Source organism: Enterobacter sp. 03-F-07-AD-ECC (genome assembly GCF_047530935.1).
Taxonomy (GTDB): domain Bacteria; phylum Pseudomonadota; class Gammaproteobacteria; order Enterobacterales; family Enterobacteriaceae; genus Enterobacter; species Enterobacter cloacae.
On the sequence record NZ_JBLKBZ010000004.1, the window covers coordinates 199,822 to 217,942 of the forward strand.

Consider the following 18,121-nt stretch of genomic DNA (forward strand, 5'->3'; position numbering starts at 1 on the left):
GTGCCTCATCTCTTTGTGGTTTTTGAGAAAAACGCGCTGCCCCGCGTCAGCCGTTGATCGGGATCGAGCGCCCCTGCTTGGGCGTACTGGCCTCGCGCTTTTCCATCGTGATCGTGAGCACGCCGTTCTTGAAAGCGGCCTTGATCGTGTCCTGGTTGGCATCGGCCGGCAGATTCAGAGCGCGCTGAAAGCTGCCGTAGGAGCGCTCCACCCGGTGGAAACCACCGTCTTTGCTTTCCTGCTCCTGACGCTTTTCACCGCGCACCAGCAGCACGTCGTTGTCGAGCGTGATCTGGATGTCTTTTTCCTCGATGCCGGGTACTTCCAGGGCGATCTTGTACTGCTTGTCGGTCTCCTGGATGTCCAGCGCCGGCTTCAGCATGCCCGGCCAGTCCGACGGCCAGCGTGGCATGGCCAGCGTCGGGAAACCGAAGCCTCGAAACGCGTCGTCGAACAGGCGGTCGATCTCGCGATGCAATTGCAGGATGGGACTGACGGGCCCACCCGCCACCGGCAGGTCATTGCGCTGCACCGGCAGCGAGGCAGTGCTCTGTTGTTCTTCCTGCTCCTTTTTGAACCAGTTCCAGGGAGCCAATTTCTTGAAATCAATGTCCATGTCATACCTCCAGAAATCAATTGAAGACTCACTCAATCCGCTTGCCTGCGGCTATGGATAGCGCGCCCAGGCAACACGGGATGTTTCGCTGACTTCGGCTGCTCATCTGTGCGTATCACCTCCTTCTTTCTGCCTGCTTGGATCTGATCATTGATCCATTGATCGATTTCACTTTGACGAAACCGCCACGTCCCGCCGACCTTGAAGGCCGGAATTTCCCCGTGCGCGGCGAGCCGGTAAAGCGTCCGCTTGCCGACCTTTAAGTAGGTAGCCAACTCGTCGAGTGTGAAGATCGCCTGCTGGCGCGCTGTCATACCACCCCCACATGTTCCGTCGTCACGCGGCCTCGCTCGAGGAAGTTCTTGCAAGACTTTGCAAGATAGTGCGCCTAAAATGCCGAAAGTCAAGAGTCAACATCCAGCGATCTGCTGGCCGATCGATGTGAATCAATCGTAAGCAGCGAGGAAACAAATGTTGGCTGCCGCCGCGATGGTGCTCCCCAAGTCGTCAATCTGTAGCCATGTGAAGGGGAAGTCCATGAACGAGATTGCCCGAGTCGGGGTGGATCTGGCCAAGCGGGTTATCTAGGTGCATGCGGTGGATGCGCGCGTGGTGGTTGCCAAGGCGCTGGCCGCTGACAAGTTTGCGGCCTGGTGCGTGGAGCTGCCTCCCGGCTGCCTGGTGGCCCTGGAGGCCTGCGGCGGTGCGCATCACTGGGCACGCAAGCTGCGCGGCTATGGGCTGGATGCGCGGCTGATTGCAGGCCACTTCGTCACGCGCTACCGCATGGCCGGCAAGGGACGCAAGAACGGTGCGGCCGATGCCGCAGCGATCTGCGAGGCGGCAACCCGCCCGCACATGCGCTTCGTGCCGGTGAAGCCGCCGGCGCAGACGCTGCTGACCACCCATCAGCTGCGCAAACCTCCCGATTCACTCACGCAGCTGATTCCTGCTTGCCTAGGGACGACCGTGTAAGCGGCAGATGGTCGGAGTCCTTTGCGACCAGCACCTACGTGAGCAGCCCGGAGGTGGGGATGCCCTTGGCGATGATCTCCGCCGGGACTGGCGCCTGGGTCAGCGTTCGGCACCTGTGCGCAGGTCCACTTGCCGCGGATGTGGCACTCTACCGTGAATACGCCCGGTGTGTTGTCCAGCTTCTCGCTGATGCGCTTGAGCGCACAGCCGCACGCGCAGCGAGTGTTCTCGGGCTCGTGGTGGCAGTCCACGCGCGGCAGGTCCGCCGGCAAGGCGGTGCGCTTAGGCATCGCGCCAGGCGTAGCCGGCGGCTTCTTCTTGCCCAGCAGTTCCTGGAGCTGCGCCTCAGCCGCGGCAAGGTCGGCGTCCAGAGCCTCGTCGAACAGCGCGCGTTGTTCGGCATCGAGCTGCTCGCTCTTCTTGCCGAACTTCAGGCGTCGCAGCTGGGCGATCTCGAACGAGAGCTTCGCCGTAGGCGCTGACATGGGCGAAAAGCATCCGAGCATCACCCCCCAGGATGGCTCTCATCTCGATACAGAGGTGAATCCTCCGCACTATTCGGCTCCCTACGATGATATGGACTGATCACATCGGTAGGGAGAAAGCATGAACTTACGCCATCTTCGCTGCTTCATCGCCGTAGCCGAGGAACTGCACTTCGGCCGGGCTGCTCGACGGCTGCACATCGAACAGTCTCCACTGTCGCGCACGATCCGCCAGATGGAGGCGGATTTAGGGGTGCCGCTGCTCAACCGCTTGCCACGCAGTGTTCGTCTCACACCGGCGGGACAGGTCTTCCTCGAAGAAGCCCGGCGCGTACTGCTGGCCTTCGAGCAAGCGCAGACCAAGGCACGCGCCGCAGCGAACCAGCGGAACACGCTGCGCATCGCACTATCTGGTGACATGGGGCAGGCCCGCTTGTCGGCGTTGCTTGCGCTTTGCCGCGAGGAGGCACCACAGGTCGGCATTCGGATATTTGAAACGCCACTGGCGCAGTTGGTGACTGGACTGCGCAACGACTTGTATGACGCAGGTTTTGCATTGGCTGGTGAAATGGACGCCGGCATCGTCGCCATGCCGGTGTGGCGAGACCCGCTGGTGGTGGCTTTGCCCGCCAGGCATCCGCTGCTGGCTTTCAAGGAAGTGCCGCTGGAGGAAGTGGCGAGCTATCCGCTGGTGCTGTGCGATCCCCAGGTCTGCGAAGGTTGCAGCCGGCAGCGCGAACGGCTGCTCCGCACGGTGGATGCGCAGCCGACGGTAGCCGAGTACGTCAAGACCCATTCCCTGATGCTGGCCCTCGTGGCCGCCGGCTACGGCGTGGGCTTTTCGAGCGCGGCGCATCTGGCGGGTTGCCATCAGGCCGATGTCGTCGTGCGGCCGCTGGCCGACGAGACCGCTTCGCTGACGACCTATCTACTGCGACCCGAAGGCGAAATCATGGAGCCGCTGCGGCAGTTCATCGACCGCGTGGAGCGTGTCGGACGCCCGCAAGGCACCGATCAACGCCCGATGTGACGCGGGGATTTTGGACGGTACGATTCCCTTTCGGTCTGGACCTTGACCCGCATTGCATCGGCGGCCGACCTTTTGCGTCACGGGCATGGATGGCGAATCGGGCCTATCCACCCGGCATCAAGCAAGGCACCTTCAAGCTGTCGAGGTCACAGCAGTGACGCAGAACGCATGAGCCCTTGCTGGATGCAAACCGGCTCAGCCGGAAGTCGCATTGGCGCTTTACCCCGCCCGTATTCCTACGAAAACTTTGCCCTGGTTTTCCGGTAAAGCGCAGCATCCCTTCCTGATCGAACTTGGATGCGCGGCTTTTCAGACCGTTGCGCCGGTAACAAGATTTTTCGCAGGTGCATTATGGTTGAGGTGTAGCGGGCACCGCAAGAAGGTTTGCCCCCTGCGTAACGCTCGGCGACATCGCCGCACCCAACGTCCACCACGATGCCGACCGGCTCGCGCTTCATCGGGTTCTTTGGGCAATCGCTGCGCCCATGTGGGCCGCGCGCGCTTGCCATGTGTCGATCCGACGATGGGAAGAGCGCGATATGCCGAAATCGAGCAGCCACGCCTTTGGCGCAAAGACGTACTACCGACCGATCGAGGCGGCCGTCCGCTGGTGCGGTCTCCTGCGCTTCGAGCAGCGTATTCTGGAAGCGCTGGAGCAGCGTGCCATGCCGGAGCCCGGCGAATTCCCGCGCTGGCCGCTGCTGCGCCTGTATGCCGAGCGCATCTTCGACGCGCTGACGCATGGCGAATTGCCCGGTGGCAAGGCCGGCATCGTGCTGGACTCGCAGCGGCCGGCGCTCGACGACCCCGAGCTGACCGTGCGCCACGTGGACTTGAAAGCGTGGATGTCGCAGTTCTACCCCGGCGATCGGCCGGGGTTTTTGTTTGACGGCATCGAACGCGCGGTGCATCCGGCGGTGAGCGTGGACACGCTCAACATTCTGCTGGCCGATCGCGAAGCAGCGAAGTCGCAACTTGCCGAACTTGCCCTGGTGCATGAAACGCTGCGCACCGCGCACGAAGCACTGGCGAAGGAACATGCCACGCGCGCGGCCAACGACGAACAGGCGCGCGAGCCTGGCCTGCGCAGCGAGACGACTTACCTCAACATCATCGGCGGACTGCTGACGCTGCTGCTGGGCAATTCGCCGTCAGGCGCGGCCTATTCGTCGTTCCGCAGCATGGATGCCGTGGTCAGCGCGCTGATCGCACACCATGAGGGGCGGCCGGGTCTCAGCGAGCGGACGCTGTGGAGCAAGCTCGCGCAGGCGCGGCGCCACCTGGAGGCGTCGCGCTGACGACGCGGCCAGCATGATGCCGATGCGGCGCACTGCAATTGCAGTCGCTGCTTCTGCAATTGCAGTGATTTCGGCGACCGCGGTGTATTGAATACGAGGCACTTTCCGAACAGCGCCAGTGAGCGTCAAGGAGTGTCTCTCATGTCTTCGCAGACCACCGCGCCGGCAGTGCCGGCCGAGCACCGCATCCTGCGTCGCGCCGAAGTCGAGGCCAAAACCGGCTTCAAGCGCGCGCATATCTACAGCCTGATGAAAGAAGGCAAGTTCCCCAAGGCGCTGCGCTTGGGCGTGCGCGCCGTGGGCTGGGACTCGGCGGAGGTCGAGCAATGGATCGCCGATCGCCTCGATGAGCGCGCCTGACGCTTTTCCTCGGTACATGCCATTCAACCGGGAGAGGCCCATGCAGGTGGTGTCCATCATTTCGACCAAGGGCGGCGTCGGCAAGACCACGACGGCGGCCAACCTGGGCGGCTTCGCAGCCGACACCGGGCTGCGCGTGCTGCTGCTGGACCTGGACGTGCAGCCCACGCTGTCGAGCTACTTCACGCTGGCCGAGCGCGCGCCGGCCGGGATCTACGAGATGCTGGCCTACAACGAGCAGCGCGCCGAGCAACTGGTGTCGCGCACCGCGATCGAGCGGCTTGACCTGGTGCTCTCGAACGACGACCGCGGCGAGCTGAACACGCTGCTGCTGCACGCGCCCGATGGCAGATTGCGGCTGCGCCACCTGCTGCCCACGCTGGCGCCGCACTACGACCTGCTGCTGATCGACACCCAGGGCGCGCGCAGCGTGCTGCTGGAGATGGCGGTGCTGGCCTCGAACTTGGCGCTTTCGCCGGTGACGCCGGAAATCCTCGCGGCGCGCGAGCTGCGGCGCGGCACGCTGCAACTCATCGAGGACATCGCGCCGTACCGCCACCTCGGCATCGAGCCGCCGCCGCTGCACCTGCTCATCAACCGCGTGCATCCGGTGTCGTCGAATGCGCGGCTGATCCAGCAGGCGCTGCGTCAGGTATTCCAGGAGCAGCCTGGCGTGCGCGTGCTGGACACCGACGTGCCGGCGATTGAAGCCTATCCGCGCGCCGCGACGCGCGGACTGCCGGTGCATCGGGTGGAATACCGCCAGCCGGCGGGCCGCACGGCACCTGCCGCATTGGAGACCATGCGCGCGCTGGCCGGCGAGCTGTTCCCGGCGTGGCAGGAGCGCTTTGCGCTCGTCACCGGCCGAGGCGACGCGGGAGGGGCCGGCCATGGCCAGCGCACATGACCTGGCCCGCGGCCACAAGCGGCTGCGAGGGCTGATCGAGTTCGCCCTGGGAGAAGGTTGGAAGGTGGTGCGCACCCGCGGCGGGCACCTGCTGTTCACGAAGCAAGGCTGCGCGCCGATCTACACCAGCTCGACGGCGAGCGACCACCGCGCCGAGCGCAACGCCCGTGCGCAGCTTCGCCGCGCCGACCGACAGGCGGCCCAGGGTGTTGCAGCATCTCAGGAGAATGGCCGTGGCTGACCTGACGCCGCAGGACATGGCCGCCAATCTGCTGGCCTCGGGCTTCGAGCGCAACGGCCCTTCGGTCGCGGCCCTGAGCGACCCCATCGCCGACACGCCGATGGTGGTGACGCTGGACCAGTTGCGCCCCTACGACCACGACCCGCGCGTGACGCGCAACCCGGCCTACGAGGACATCAAGGCCTCGATCCGCGAACGCGGGCTCGATGCGCCGCCCGCGATCACGCGCCGGCCCGGCGAACCGCACTACATCATCCGCAACGGCGGCAACACGCGCCTGGCGATCCTGCGCGAGCTGTGGAGCGAGACGAAAGACGAACGGTTCTTCCGCATCCCCTGCCTGTTCCGCCCGTGGCCGCAGCGCGGCGAAGTGGTGATGCTGACCGGGCACCTGGCCGAGAACGAGTTGCGCGGCGGGCTCAGCTTCATCGAGCGGGCCTTGGGCGTGGAGAAGGCGCGCGAGTTCTACGAGCAGGAAATGGGGCGGGACAGCGGCCAGCCGCTGTCGCAGAGCGAGCTGGCGCGGCGGCTTACGGCCGATGGCTTCCCGCTGCCGCAGTCGCACATCAGCCGCATGCAGGACGCCGTGCACTACCTGCTCCCGGCGATCCCCACGCTGCTGTACGGCGGGCTCGGCCGGCATCAGGTGGAACGGCTCGCGGTGCTGCGCAAGGCCTGCGAACGCACCTGGGAGCGGCATGCCCTGAGGCGCAACCTGTCGATGGACTTCGCTACGCTGTTCCAGGACCTGCTGGCGCAGTTCGACACGCAGCCCGACAACTTCTCACCGCAGCGTGTGCAGGACGAGCTGGTCGGCCAGATGGCCGAGCTGCTGGAAGCGGACTACGACACGCTGAGCCTGGAAATCGACGACAGCGAGAGCCGGCAGCGCGCATTGACCAGCGATCCTGCGCCGCTGCAGGCGGCAAGACCTGCGGTGCCGGCCGGGCCACCGCGACCACCGTCACCGCCTTCGCTGCCGCCCGGCCCCTCGGTGCAGTCGTCGGAGCCTGGCCCTGGCCAGGCTGCGCAGGCCGGTTCCACGCCGGCCGCCAGCGACAAGGGCATGCAGCAGGATGACGAACGCCTGCAGGGTCACATCGTGTCCCCGGCCCCGACCACCGAACGCCTGCAATCCATCCAGCGCATGGTGGCCGATCAGATGGGCGACAAGCTGCCCGACTTCGAGGCCGACGCGCTGCGCGCGATCCCTGTGCAGGCGGGCGGGCTCTACCCCATCTCGGATGTCTGGTACATCGAGCCCGGCCTGGATGTGCCGGATCGGCTGCGGGTGCACATCGCACAGTTCGCGCGCGAGATCGCCGAGGAAGCCGACGTGGCCGGGCAGGTCGAACCCAGCGAAGGCGGCATGGGCTTCGTCTGCGTGGCGCCCCCGGCGGTGCGCGCATTGCCTCCGTTCGCGTGTGCGGTGCTGACCTTGCTGCATGCGCTGTGCGCCGCGCCCCGACCCGCCCCCGGCTTCGATGGCGCCCGGCTGGCCGACGACCTTGCGGCCTTGCTGCATGGCGGCGGCGCATATCCGCGCCTGAGCGATGCCGGGCTGGTAAAGCTGTTCCGGCTGCTGCGCATGGCGCGCCGGCTGCTGGATCTGGAGACCGGCGCGGCCTTCAGCAACCCCGGCCACGGCGCCTGAGCAGAGGCCATCATGTCGGCACCGCATCCGCTCAACCAGGCCGTCATCGCACAGGCGCTGCACGACCTGCGCAATGGGCAACTGCGGCGCTGCAAGGCGATGGGCTTCGGCGAGGAGGAGCTGGACGCGCTCAAGCACCCCGAACTCGTGAGCATGCTGGTGAACGCCACGGTGTCGTGGTGTTCGGTGTCGGTGAACCGCGATGTGCTGAAGCGGCTGCTGAGCCAAGTGCACGACGTGGAGCGAGAGATCGCGACGGTCGACCGCATGCTGCGCCTGGGCGCCAGCACGGAGATGGTCAGCCGCTTCTACGGGCTTACGCACCAGGAGGTGGCCCTGCGCCGCGACATCCTCGGCCTGCCCAAGCGCAAGGGGCGGCATCCGGTGCTGGACGAGGCGCAGGACACGGCGCTGTGGAAGCAGTGGAAGGCCGGCGTCATGGAGCGCGGCATCGCGCTGGACGATGAGGTGGCGATGCTGACGCTGACCATGGACCTGGCCGAGACCTTGAACCTGCCGATGTCGGTGATCTGGTCGGCGATACGCAACTGGATCGACCAGGGGCTGGTGTAGGCCATGGCGACCGGCGGCGCACCCCGGCGCGATGGCCCCGTGGCGCTGTCGGCACTGTTCGACGACGCGCTGCGGGAACTGGTGCCACGGGCACCACCGACACCGCCAGCCCCGCGCGGCGCTGCTGCTGCATTGCCGGCCGCGCCGGTCAGCGACGGCTTCCTCTACAGCGGCAACCGGCACGAGAGCGTGCCGCGTGCGCTGTTCCTCGACCGGCGCCTGACGCCGCTGGAGCGCAACGCCTGGCAGGTGCTCCGCCTGCAGCTCCAGAGCGACGGCGTGACGGCGTTCCCGACCTACGACCAGCTTCGCCCCTACCTCGCCTCGATGCCCTGCGCGGCGCAGGCCTCGCACGAGACCGTGGCGCGCGCCTTGACGCTGCTGCGGCTGACGCGCTGGCTGAGCCTGGTGCGACGGCGCCGCGACCCGAAGACCGGGCGCATCCTGAGCAACCTCTACGTGCTGCACGACGAACCGCTGACACCCTTCGAGGCGATGCAGCTCGACCCCGACTACCTCGGCCTGGTCAGCCAGGCGCTGACCCATGCGGCGAAGGCGGTGCAGATCGTCGGCATGAACACCCTGCGCGAGATCGCCGAAGACCCGATGCTCAACGGCCGCACGCTGCCCACGCGGCTGCAGGTGCTGGCACAGCGCATGGCGCGCAACGAATGGGCGGACGCGAGTTATCCACAAGCGCCTGTGGATCACGAATCCGAAGAAGGCCAGGACGGCCTGCTTCGGAATCTCGAAGGCCCGTCTTCGGAATCCGAAGCAGGGCTGAAATCCGCGCCAGACGGCTCACTTCGGAATCCGAAGGAGGACCGTACTGTACGTATGGATCGTATAAATCAAGTACGTACAGTACCGCGCGCGAAGTCGTTGCAGCACCTGCGCCTGCCCGAGCGCCTGCTGCGCTTGAAGGACGAGCAGCAAAGCGGCGCGATGGTGGCCTTGCAGCAGGTGGACGAGTCGCTGCGGCAGGCGGTGTTGGACGAATGGGATGCGCGCTGCCGCAAAAGCGCGGTACGCAACCCGGCCGGCTATCTGTTCGGCATCATCCAGAAGGCGATGCGCGGCGAGTTCAAGGCCTGGGCCGGCGAAGGCGGTTCGCCATCGACGCCGCCTGCGCCGCCGCCACGGCCAGCCGCACCGGCACCGTCTGCACCGCCACCGCCCGCGCCGAACGGCCCTGGCCGCGAGGCAGCGCGGGCCTACCTGGCGAAACTGCGTTCAACCCTGGGCGATTCCTGAGCAGCTATCCCCAGGGGATAGCTGGGACACGAAGCCTTCCAGGCATCGGCTTCGGTTCTGTCATGCGTCGCACGGTCGCAGCCCGGCGCGGACCTATCCCCTGGGGATAGACGGAACACGCGACCTTCCGGGGCGACAACCGGGAGCGCACCCGCTGCGGTTTGTTGACTGACGCCCTTCCGGGCGATGCCGATGCTGGCGGCTCGTTCCCGTACCGCGAGTCGTCACCATGGCCAATGAATCCCAGCCGCCCCTGCAGTTGAATCTCGGATCGCTGCGCAGCGCGATGTCGCTGACGCTGCACACCCACCACGCTTCACGCATCTGGCATGGCCGAGCGCCTGCCGAGGGCCGGCCCGGGATCATCGGCCTGAACGGCTACATCAGCGTGATGAACAAGATGAAGCGCGGCGCCGAGCAGGACGATCCCTACTCGGATTTCTGGATGCTGCGCATCGAGGACAAGCTGACGCAGACCAAGGACAGCTTGCAGGCGCTGCGTGAGCAGGTGGACCAGGCGCTGGCCGACGTGCCGCCCGCGCTGTCGCTGGGCGAGAACATGAACGTGCAGCCCGTGAAGCTGCCGCTGTTCGTCAATGCGCAGCTCGGCTTCATAGCGGTGTACCTGCTGGCCGACTACGACGACCTGGCCCGCAAGCTGATCCTCGCCCACCACACCGCGCTGATCGACCGCAGCACGCTGGAACGCTGGCTCAACGACGGCGCGCATGCGCTGCGCAGCCTGTTCTCGCTGGCACAGCAGTACCGCTACTCCGGCGCGACGCGCGACGACTTCGCCTCGAAGAACGCGGTGGCGCGGGCGGCGCTGGAGAAGTTCGGCGAGTTGCCGCAGGACGTGCTCGAAGGCACGCGCCGCTCGCGCTTTGCGCCACCGATCGCACGGCGGTCGGGCAAGCCTGGTAAAGCCGCGGATGCCGCACCCAGCGCTGGCGCAGCCGACGTGGCGGACGACGACCACGACCATGACGGCGAAGGCACGAAGGCATGACAGCATCGTCTTCCAACGGCCAACCGGCGCGCTTCCTGCCGCTGGAACAGGCGGACTTCCAGCGCCTGGAACACGGCTCCTACCTAAAAGGCCTTTTACAGCCTTTTAAAGGTAAGGGGAGTCTGGAGGCCTGGGCCAACCAGTGCACGGCGCTGCGCGACGACTTAATCGGGCTGGCGCAGCGGCGCGTGCTGCAACAGGCGCGGGCCTACCCCTTCTCGCTGCTCGACGTGCAACTGGCCCAGCAGACCACTGGCGCAGGCACGACCTTCCTGCGCTGGCGCAACCACGACCGTTCTTCCATGGGCGTGGCGCTGTGGGAATCGCTGCTCGACCGCCCGGCGACGCCGGCCTCGCTGATCGACGACCTGTACGCGATGGAGCTGCAGCGCATCGCTTTGAACATGCAGATCAGCCTCCTTCACACGCTGGGCCGCCAGGCCCAGGAGTGCGCCAGCAAGGCCGCGCAGGCCGAAGCGGCTTACCTGCGACGTGTCCACGGGCATGCCGCGTCGGTTCCATCCACCACCCCCAAGGAGTCTCCATGAGCACGCACTTCGTCGGCGAGGGCAACATCGGTTCCGCGCCGGACTATCGCGAATTCCCTAACGGCAACGACGAGCCGCGCCGGCTGCTGCGCCTGAACGTCTACTTCGACAACCCGATCCCAAAGAAGGACGGTGAATTCGAGGACCGCGGCGGCTTCTGGGCGCCGGTGGAGCTGTGGCACCGCGACGCCGACCACTGGAAAGACCTGTACCAGAAGGGCATGCGCGTGCTGGTAGAAGGCCGCACGGTGAAGGACGAGTGGGAGGACGCCGACGACAACGAGCGCACGACCTTCAAGATCGAGGCCCGCCGCATCGGCATTCTGCCGTACCGCATCCAGGCCGTGACCCTCAGCGCCAGGACGCTGGAACCCGAGGCCGCAGTACCGCCGCCGAAGGAGACCAAGGGGACGAAGGCGTCGAAGGAAACCAAGGCCAAGGGCTGATTCCCCGCAGGGGGCGGCTGTAGCAACCGTCAGACGCCCGCCATGCACCAGCTATCCCCAGGGGATAGCTCCAGGGTGTTCCACCGGGTTCCAGCCGCCCTCCCGAAACGACGCTCCCGCTGCGCCAGCCGTTGCGGCTTCGCGCATGCCGCTGCGGCAACGCATCGCCTGCCGATCACAAAGCGGTGTCTGCGCCAATCGGCTTCCTTGCTGCCGTCATCCGCTGGCCCGGCCAAGCTGGGGCCATCCGATGACCGCACACTTCCAAGGAGGCTTCATGCGCGTGTTCCTGTGCGAGAAGCCGTCCCAGGGCAAGGACATCGCCCGTGTGCTGGGCGCCGGCCAACGCGGCAACGGCTGCTACAGCGGTGCGGGTGTCGTCGTGACCTGGTGCATCGGTCATCTGGTCGAAGCGGTTCCGCCCGAAGGCTACGGCGAGCAGTACAAGCGCTGGGGCATCGAGCAACTGCCTATTCTTCCCGAGCGTTGGCGTGTCGAGCCCAAGGCGGCGACCGCGGCGCAGTTCAAGGTCGTGCAGCAGCTCGTCGCCAAGGCGGGCGAACTGGTGATCGCGACCGACGCCGACCGCGAGGGCGAGATGATTGCCCGCGAGATCATCGAGCTGTGCGGCTACCGCGGCCCGATCCAGCGCCTGTGGCTGTCGGCGCTCAACGATGCGTCGATCCGCAAGGCCCTGGGCACGCTCAAGCCGTCCGCCGAGACGCTGCCGCTTTACTTCTCCGCGCTCGCCCGATCGCGTGCCGACTGGCTGATCGGGATGAACCTGAGCCGCCTGTTCACGTTGCTCGGGCGCCAGGCCGGCTACACCGGCGTGCTGTCGGTCGGGCGCGTGCAGACACCGACGCTCAAGCTGGTGGTGGACCGTGACCGCGAGATCGCGCGTTTCGTTTCGGTGCCGTTCTGGGCCATCGAGGTTGCACTCTCACATGCGGGCCAGTCCTTCGTCGCAAGCTGGACGCCGCCGCAGGGCAGCACCGACGACGCCGGCCGCTGCCTGCAACAGCCGGTGGCGCAGCAGGCTGCCGAGCGCCTGCGCGCGGCCGGTGCCGCCCAGGTGCTGTCGGTGGAAACAGAGCGCGTGCGCGAAGGGCCGCCGCTGCCGTTCGACCTCGGCACGCTGCAGGAGGTGTGCTCGAAGCAGTTGGGTCTGGACGTGCAGGAGACGCTGGACATTGCCCAGGCGCTGTACGAGACGCACAAGGCGACCACCTATCCGCGCTCGGACTCAGGCTACCTGCCCGAGAGCATGTTGGCCGAGGTGCCCACCGTACTCGACAGCCTGCTCAAGACCGACCCCGGCCTGCGCCCGCTGATCGACCGCCTGGATCGCCAGCAGCGTTCGCGGGCCTGGAACGACGGCAAGGTCACGGCGCACCACGGCATCATTCCCACGCTGGAACCGGCGAACCTCTCGGCGATGAGCGACAAGGAGCTGGCCGTCTACAGGCTGATCCGCGCCCACTACCTCGCGCAGTTCCTGCCGCACCACGAATTCGACCGGACGGTGGCGCAGCTTACGTGCGGCGGGCAGTCGCTGGTCGCGGTCGGTAAGCAGATCGCGGTGGCCGGATGGCGCCAGGTACTGGCGGCGCCGGAGCCCGACGACGCGGACGGCGAGGAAGCGCAGCGCGGCCAGGTGCTGCCGGCGCTGCGTGCTGGAGCTTCCTGCCAGGTCGGCCAGGTCGATCTGAAGGCGTTGAAGACGCTGCCGCCCAAGCCCTACACGCAGGGCGAGCTGGTCAAAGCCATGAAGGGCGTCGCCAAGCTCGTGACCGACCCACGCCTGAAGCAGAAGCTCAAGGACACCACGGGCATCGGCACCGAGGCCACGCGCGCCAACGTCATCAGCGCCTTACTGGCACGCGGCTATCTTGTGAAGAAGGGCCGTGCCATCCGCGCATCGGATGCGGCTTTCACGCTGATCGACGCGGTGCCGGCGGCCATCGCCGATCCGGGCACGACGGCGGTGTGGGAGCAGGCGCTGGACATGATCGAGGCCGGCCAGATGACGCTGGACACCTTCATCGCCAAGCAATCGGCCTGGGTCGCCCAGCTCGTGCAGCAGTACCGCGGCGCAACGCTCCCCCTCAAGCTGCCGCCCGCGCCGAGCTGCCCGCAGTGCGGCGCCCCGATGCGCCAGCGCACTGGCAAGAACGGCGCGTTCTGGTCGTGCAGCCGCTACCCGGACTGCAAGGGCACGGAGCCGGTCGAAACCGCGACAGGCAAGCCCGCAGCGCCAAGCCCGCGGCGTCGGTCTCCGAAGGCGAGCTGACGCCCACGTTTCCCTCTGCCACGCCGGCTGCTGCCGACGGCGGGGCAAACCTCCCGCACCCCGCGGGACTCCCCAGCGCGCGTTCCCTTCTGCAACGGTGTGCGCGTCCTGCAGGCCCATCACGGCCTGCTGGGCGAGAAGGTCATTTCTCCCCGGATCGCGTTCGCCGCGGTTCCCCTGATCGAGGTGCTTCCGCCGATACGCGAGCGGTCTCCTGACGCCTTGGTGTGCAAAACTGCGAGGCGCCAGGAGACCGCTTGCGGTCGACGGTATTCGGTGCCGGTGCCCGCCGGCGGAACAACGGGCTCCCTTTGTGTGTGGATGCACGCCAGAGGATTCCGGCCCCCAGCCACGAAACGGGCCGGGTGAGATTGCTGACGCAGCGAATGGCTTTGACGATGGCCTGGCCTGCTTGCAGCCCACAGGTGGATTGATTTCTCTCCAGCCGAAGCCTTGCGAGGCTTCGGCGCCTTTGTCGTGGGCGAACGGAATCGTGCATCGCTGCTCTTGCCAGCGCTCGGCCCAAACTGGACGGCGTTCGGTTCCGTTTGATCAGCGACGGAGTGCCGCCGCGCTTTCATTCTTCCCGCATGTGTCGCTGACGGTCGTCAGCACCATGCCCTGGCAGCCCCGGTCCTCAAGGCTGCAACGCGGTTCGCCGCGTTGACCGATCCAGTCCGCTTCGCACCGACCACCGCGGACGCGCGTCGCCACGACGCGGGTGCTTTTCATGTTCAACCCTTCGGGAGGTATCCGCTCCCGTCAGGGCGTGGTGCTCCCGGTCTTCAACCAACAGGAGAAAACCATGTCCCTTGCGCTCGCATCGGCACCTTTGAGTGCTGAACAGGCCCGAGCCGAATCCATCGGCTACCAGGCCCTGGCCTGCGTCGGCAAGCGCCTGCCCCTGCAAGTGCTGTGCAGCGCAGCCGGCCACTACATCGGCACCGCCGATGCGGACGGCCCGGTCTCGCGGGAGTCGGTCAGCTACTTCCGCTCGCACCACGCCGCCGAGCACGCCCTGCAAACGGGCCGCTGGCAGCAGCGCCTCCACCCGTGATGTCCAACCACCAGGAGCCCATGTCATGAACCGTGCCCTGCCTCAAGAGGTACTTGATCAGATCGAGCTGGAACACCAGCACTTCGCCGCCGCGCCCCAAGCCTTCTTCGAGGCGTGGAAACGCGGCGTCGACATCGCCGGAGCCGAATGGTTCGGCGACGGCACCCGCGAAGGCCTGCAGCGTGCCACCACCAAGTGGGATCTGCGGCCGAAGCTGCTGATGCTCAACGATGCCCTCGGCGTCCTGAGCAGCGGCCAGCGGATGTTCCTGTCCGCGATGGTGAGCTTCTACAACGCCCGCGAGGGCGGTGCGATGCTCAAGCGTTGCGGCTTCGAGGGTCTGTCCGACCTGGGCGGCCTCGACCTGGAACGGCGCAAGGTCGTCGCCGACCTGACGCTGAACTACAACGGCTGGTGAGCCGCGCTGCGGCCTGCCGACGTTCTTCTTTTCTTCCCACCCCACGAGGGACATGCGTCCCTGCATGGGGCCATGTCCCTCCTTTTCTTGAAAGGAGTGATTCATGTCCCCTGACTTTTCCATCGGTCTGCTCGTGACCGACGACGACATCGATGCGGTCATCCTTGAAGGCTGGCCGGCCGACGTGCGCAAGCCGCGCATCGTGGTGTTCGACTACGCCGGCAATGATGTGCCCGACGAGTATGTGCTGCATGTCAGCAGCGGAACCCCGAATACCGGATTGACCGGGCGCGAGGTGTTCCCGGTCGAGTACGGACCCGACTGCCGCTACCCATCGCCCGCTGAAGTCCTTTCGGTGCTCGATGCACCTAAGCCGGCCGGAAAACCTTCCGCGCTGAGCATCGCCCGCAACGTGCACCAGAGCATCCTCAACCTGGATGCGCGGCTGGATCGCCTGGAGCAGGCGCCGACCGGCGACGACTACAACCGCCTGTACCAGCTTGCGAATGGCGGCCTGCTCGACCTGTTGAAGGCGCTGGGCGACCCGTCCTCTACCGCTGCCGGCTGACCGGCTGCCACTTCATCCACCCGCTGGGGTTCAATCCCCAGCAGGGGATTGCCTCGGCCATCCCCTGCTGGAGAAATCCCATGTCCTACTCGAACAACAATCCCTTTGTCCGCGGCTACGACGGCCTGTCCGTCCAGCGGCTGCTCGCCATCTCCTACGACGACGACTGCCCGCTGACCTACCTGCCGCTGCATCCTTCGCAGTCGAATCTGCCGGACAGCCAGGTCGAACGGCGGGCCTGCATCTTCTCGGACGACTTCGTGCTGATCACCGAGGACCAGGTGGTCCCCAACGAGTTGCAGGCGCAATGCCGCAGCCACGGGCTCGCCCGCAACGTGGTCTATGCCGTGATGGCCGAGGAAGACGGCAAGCCACTGCACGTGGGCGACACTTACTCCGAAGAAGCGGCGCGGGAAGTCGTGCGGCGCCTGCGCTATGAAACCGGCTACTACAGCCGGTGCTGGGAAATCAGCAGCGCGCACCTCGACGCCGACGCACACCGCTTCCTCGCCGAACTGGCGGACATCGCCACGCCGACGCTGTTCCTGTTCGTCGCCTTCCGCATCCCGTACGGCCCGGCCATCGGGTTGAAGCTGATCGCCACGCCCTGGACCGACGAGAACCTGCGCGCGGTCGAAGGCATCACGGCCAAGCGGCTGATGCAGGAGCATCGCAAGAAGGGCATGCCGGAATCCCTCATGCACGTGCTGCACCTGGCCGCGCTCGCCGACGTGCGCATGCTGGTCTTCGATGCCGATGCGCAGGTGCTGGACGGCCTGCCGATCTACGACGACTGACACCACCTTTCGAGCCCCCACGCGGGGCTCGTATTCTTTCTGGACGAAGCCGGTGGACGCGCAGTGCCGATTCCCCCGCGTCGCTGGCCCACGCCTGACGCACGCTGCTCGCATGTTCGCTGGCGTTGCCGGCAAGCATGCCCAGGCAGTCGAGACCTTCGAGGCTGCGGCACGGTTCGCCGTGCTGGTTGCTATTCCTTCTCCGGGCGCATGTCGCGTCCATCCACCTCACCCCCAAGGGACACACCTCCCTTGCGGGCGGAAGTCCCTTGGTTGCCACAAGGAGTCTTCCATGGATACCCAAGCCATCCGCGCACAGATGCCGACGCTGGTTCGCGGCCACGTGCCTTCCAACGTCCGCAGCTTCAAGTTCAACATCTTCGACGGCCAGCCCAAGGTTTCGACGCTGGGCTTCCACGTTGATCCCAAGCCCTTCGAGGGCAAGGTCATCGCCACCACCGACGAGGCCATCGTCGTCAAGACGGGGCGGGCCGAGTTCGCGGTGCTCGACAAGGCCCTCGTCACCGACGTGCCCGACGAAGGCGCCAAGGTGCAGGTCGAACCGTATGCGCGGCGCCGCTTCGACGGCTTGCGCGCGGATACGCCCGAGGAGAGCACTGAGTTCACCGCCGACGGCCAGCCGTACACGGTGAAGCGGCTCATCCTGGGTTCCGCGCCGGCCAAGCTGCCGATCCCCGAGCCGCAGTGCCCCGAGCTGCAGGAGCTGATCCACCAACTGGAGCAGTTGCCCGCGCCCGATGGATTCCGCCGCATCACGCACCTGCTGGTGGATGCCGGCGCGCGGGACTTCACGGTGGTCGATCCGAGCCCCAGCAACATCATCGCCACGCCGCCGGCCATCGGCTTCACCGTCGCTTCGGCGAAGTTCCAGGGGCGCGTCACCGTGCTCTACGAACGCGGCCTCGACACCTACGCGGTGGAGCTGCATCGCGAAGGCGAGCTGGTCGAGCGGGTCGATGAAGTGTTCTTCGACACCTTGGGCCAGGTGCTGGAGCGGCTGATCGACGACGGGAGCTGGCGCCTCATCCGCGTACAGCGCCTGTCCGGTCGCAAGCCCGTCCAGCACTGATCCCCTCACGTCCCCAAGCGGCTTCCCGTCCTCGCGGCGGGAAACCTTCTTCCTTCACCGTTGGAGACCACTTCCATGACTGTTCGATTCAAAGGCACCGAGCTTCGGCCCGTGCTTGCCGAGGCGGCGGCCAACCAGTGCCGCGTCATCCTGGTCAAGGACCAGGGCGTGTATTTCATGGCCGAGCACGGCGAGAGCCGGCCCGATGGGCGGCGCAAGACCATCGCCTACGCCGTGGGCTGCAACCCCGATGTCGATGCGTTCGACGACTGGTGGGAACTGGCGCGCGCCGAATTCGGCGGCGACGACTTCGGCGAGTTCTTCGCCCTGCAGGAACGGGTCCTCACCCGTATCCTGCACAGCGAGGACGACCTCGAAGTGTCGGCCACGGTCACGCACCTGTCGATGCAGGCGGTATCCGCTGCACCGGCCGGCCACTGACCGTACTGCTTCCCAGCCCCCTTCACGGGGGCTTCTCTTTATCTCGTGCCGCGGCCCATGG

General features: G+C 66.5%; 21 protein-coding genes and 1 pseudogene. 19 read left to right on the forward strand and 3 right to left on the reverse strand.

Features of this window, described 5'->3' with window-relative positions; all coding sequences use genetic code 11:
* Positions 1-46: 46 nt before the first annotated feature.
* Together ACMWKA_RS08220 and mads1 are read right to left on the reverse strand one after the other, a co-directional pair.
* A complete protein-coding gene (locus ACMWKA_RS08220) occupies positions 47-616 on the reverse strand; it encodes an Hsp20/alpha crystallin family protein (RefSeq protein ID WP_016451637.1) in 570 nt (189 codons plus the stop codon).
* 32 nt (positions 617-648) lie between these two features.
* Positions 649-930: a methylation-associated defense system helix-turn-helix domain-containing protein MAD1 gene (gene mads1 / locus ACMWKA_RS08225; RefSeq protein ID WP_003454941.1), complete on the reverse strand. Its 282-nt coding sequence runs from the start codon at positions 928-930 to the stop codon at positions 649-651.
* A 283-nt stretch (positions 931-1,213) separates the two neighbouring features.
* Here mads1 and ACMWKA_RS08230 point away from each other — a divergent pair, with 283 nt between their 5' ends.
* Positions 1,214-1,591, forward strand: a complete 378-nt coding sequence (locus tag ACMWKA_RS08230; protein WP_016451639.1) for an IS110 family transposase — start codon at positions 1,214-1,216, stop codon at positions 1,589-1,591.
* A gap of 37 nt (positions 1,592-1,628) precedes the next feature.
* Here ACMWKA_RS08230 and ACMWKA_RS08235 read toward each other — a convergent pair.
* Positions 1,629-2,058: pseudogene (locus ACMWKA_RS08235) on the reverse strand (IS66 family transposase); the annotation flags it as partial.
* A gap of 139 nt (positions 2,059-2,197) precedes the next feature.
* Here ACMWKA_RS08235 and ACMWKA_RS08240 point away from each other — a divergent pair.
* From ACMWKA_RS08240 to ACMWKA_RS08325, 18 genes are all read left to right on the forward strand, one after another.
* Positions 2,198-3,106, forward strand: a complete 909-nt coding sequence (locus tag ACMWKA_RS08240; RefSeq protein ID WP_012761385.1) for a LysR family transcriptional regulator — start codon at positions 2,198-2,200, stop codon at positions 3,104-3,106.
* Positions 3,107-3,645: 539 nt separating this feature from the next.
* Positions 3,646-4,404 (forward strand): hypothetical protein, encoded by a 759-nt coding sequence (locus ACMWKA_RS08245; protein WP_003454930.1) that lies wholly within the window; start codon positions 3,646-3,648, stop codon positions 4,402-4,404.
* Between the two features lie 141 nt (positions 4,405-4,545).
* Positions 4,546-4,764: an AlpA family transcriptional regulator gene (locus ACMWKA_RS08250; protein WP_003454927.1), complete on the forward strand. Its 219-nt coding sequence runs from the start codon at positions 4,546-4,548 to the stop codon at positions 4,762-4,764.
* A gap of 40 nt (positions 4,765-4,804) precedes the next feature.
* Positions 4,805-5,671 carry a ParA family protein gene (locus ACMWKA_RS08255; protein WP_004265510.1) on the forward strand — a complete coding sequence of 289 codons (867 nt, stop codon included), beginning with the start codon at positions 4,805-4,807 and terminating at the stop codon, positions 5,669-5,671.
* Positions 5,655-5,912 carry a hypothetical protein gene (locus ACMWKA_RS08260; RefSeq protein WP_003454921.1) on the forward strand — a complete coding sequence of 86 codons (258 nt, stop codon included), beginning with the start codon at positions 5,655-5,657 and terminating at the stop codon, positions 5,910-5,912. Before ACMWKA_RS08255 ends, ACMWKA_RS08260 begins: the two co-directional genes overlap by 17 nt.
* A complete protein-coding gene (locus ACMWKA_RS08265) occupies positions 5,905-7,566 on the forward strand; it encodes a ParB family protein (protein WP_037004480.1) in 1,662 nt (553 codons plus the stop codon). The genes ACMWKA_RS08260 and ACMWKA_RS08265 overlap by 8 nt, the downstream gene beginning before the upstream one ends.
* A gap of 12 nt (positions 7,567-7,578) precedes the next feature.
* Positions 7,579-8,139, forward strand: coding sequence for a DUF2857 domain-containing protein (locus ACMWKA_RS08270; RefSeq protein WP_003454899.1), 561 nt, complete (start codon positions 7,579-7,581; stop codon positions 8,137-8,139).
* Positions 8,140-8,142: 3 nt separating this feature from the next.
* The gene (locus tag ACMWKA_RS08275) at positions 8,143-9,393 is read left to right on the forward strand and encodes an STY4528 family pathogenicity island replication protein (protein ID WP_020306388.1); all 1,251 of its coding nucleotides are present in this window, start codon (positions 8,143-8,145) and stop codon (positions 9,391-9,393) included.
* A gap of 229 nt (positions 9,394-9,622) precedes the next feature.
* Entirely contained in the window at positions 9,623-10,402 is a 780-nt protein-coding gene (locus ACMWKA_RS08280; RefSeq protein WP_004265522.1) for a PFL_4669 family integrating conjugative element protein, read from the forward strand.
* Positions 10,399-10,950: a DUF3158 family protein gene (locus tag ACMWKA_RS08285; RefSeq protein WP_004265525.1), complete on the forward strand. Its 552-nt coding sequence runs from the start codon at positions 10,399-10,401 to the stop codon at positions 10,948-10,950. Before ACMWKA_RS08280 ends, ACMWKA_RS08285 begins: the two co-directional genes overlap by 4 nt.
* Positions 10,947-11,396 carry a single-stranded DNA-binding protein gene (locus ACMWKA_RS08290; RefSeq protein WP_003454893.1) on the forward strand — a complete coding sequence of 150 codons (450 nt, stop codon included), beginning with the start codon at positions 10,947-10,949 and terminating at the stop codon, positions 11,394-11,396. Before ACMWKA_RS08285 ends, ACMWKA_RS08290 begins: the two co-directional genes overlap by 4 nt.
* A gap of 277 nt (positions 11,397-11,673) precedes the next feature.
* Positions 11,674-13,689 (forward strand): DNA topoisomerase III, encoded by a 2,016-nt coding sequence (locus ACMWKA_RS08295; RefSeq protein WP_004265528.1) that lies wholly within the window; start codon positions 11,674-11,676, stop codon positions 13,687-13,689.
* 805 nt (positions 13,690-14,494) lie between these two features.
* Complete coding sequence (locus tag ACMWKA_RS08300) at positions 14,495-14,746, forward strand: hypothetical protein (protein WP_003454891.1); 252 nt, start codon at positions 14,495-14,497, stop codon at positions 14,744-14,746.
* Positions 14,747-14,771: 25 nt separating this feature from the next.
* Entirely contained in the window at positions 14,772-15,164 is a 393-nt protein-coding gene (locus tag ACMWKA_RS08305; RefSeq protein WP_003454890.1) for a hypothetical protein, read from the forward strand.
* A gap of 103 nt (positions 15,165-15,267) precedes the next feature.
* Positions 15,268-15,732, forward strand: a complete 465-nt coding sequence (locus tag ACMWKA_RS08310; RefSeq protein WP_004265538.1) for a hypothetical protein — start codon at positions 15,268-15,270, stop codon at positions 15,730-15,732.
* Between the two features lie 80 nt (positions 15,733-15,812).
* A complete protein-coding gene (locus ACMWKA_RS08315; RefSeq protein ID WP_016451644.1) occupies positions 15,813-16,529 on the forward strand; it encodes a hypothetical protein in 717 nt (238 codons plus the stop codon).
* A 292-nt stretch (positions 16,530-16,821) separates the two neighbouring features.
* A complete protein-coding gene (locus ACMWKA_RS08320) occupies positions 16,822-17,619 on the forward strand; it encodes a hypothetical protein (protein ID WP_003454887.1) in 798 nt (265 codons plus the stop codon).
* Positions 17,620-17,694: 75 nt separating this feature from the next.
* Positions 17,695-18,060: a DUF3085 domain-containing protein gene (locus ACMWKA_RS08325; RefSeq protein WP_003454886.1), complete on the forward strand. Its 366-nt coding sequence runs from the start codon at positions 17,695-17,697 to the stop codon at positions 18,058-18,060.
* The last annotated feature ends 61 nt before the right edge of the window (positions 18,061-18,121 follow it).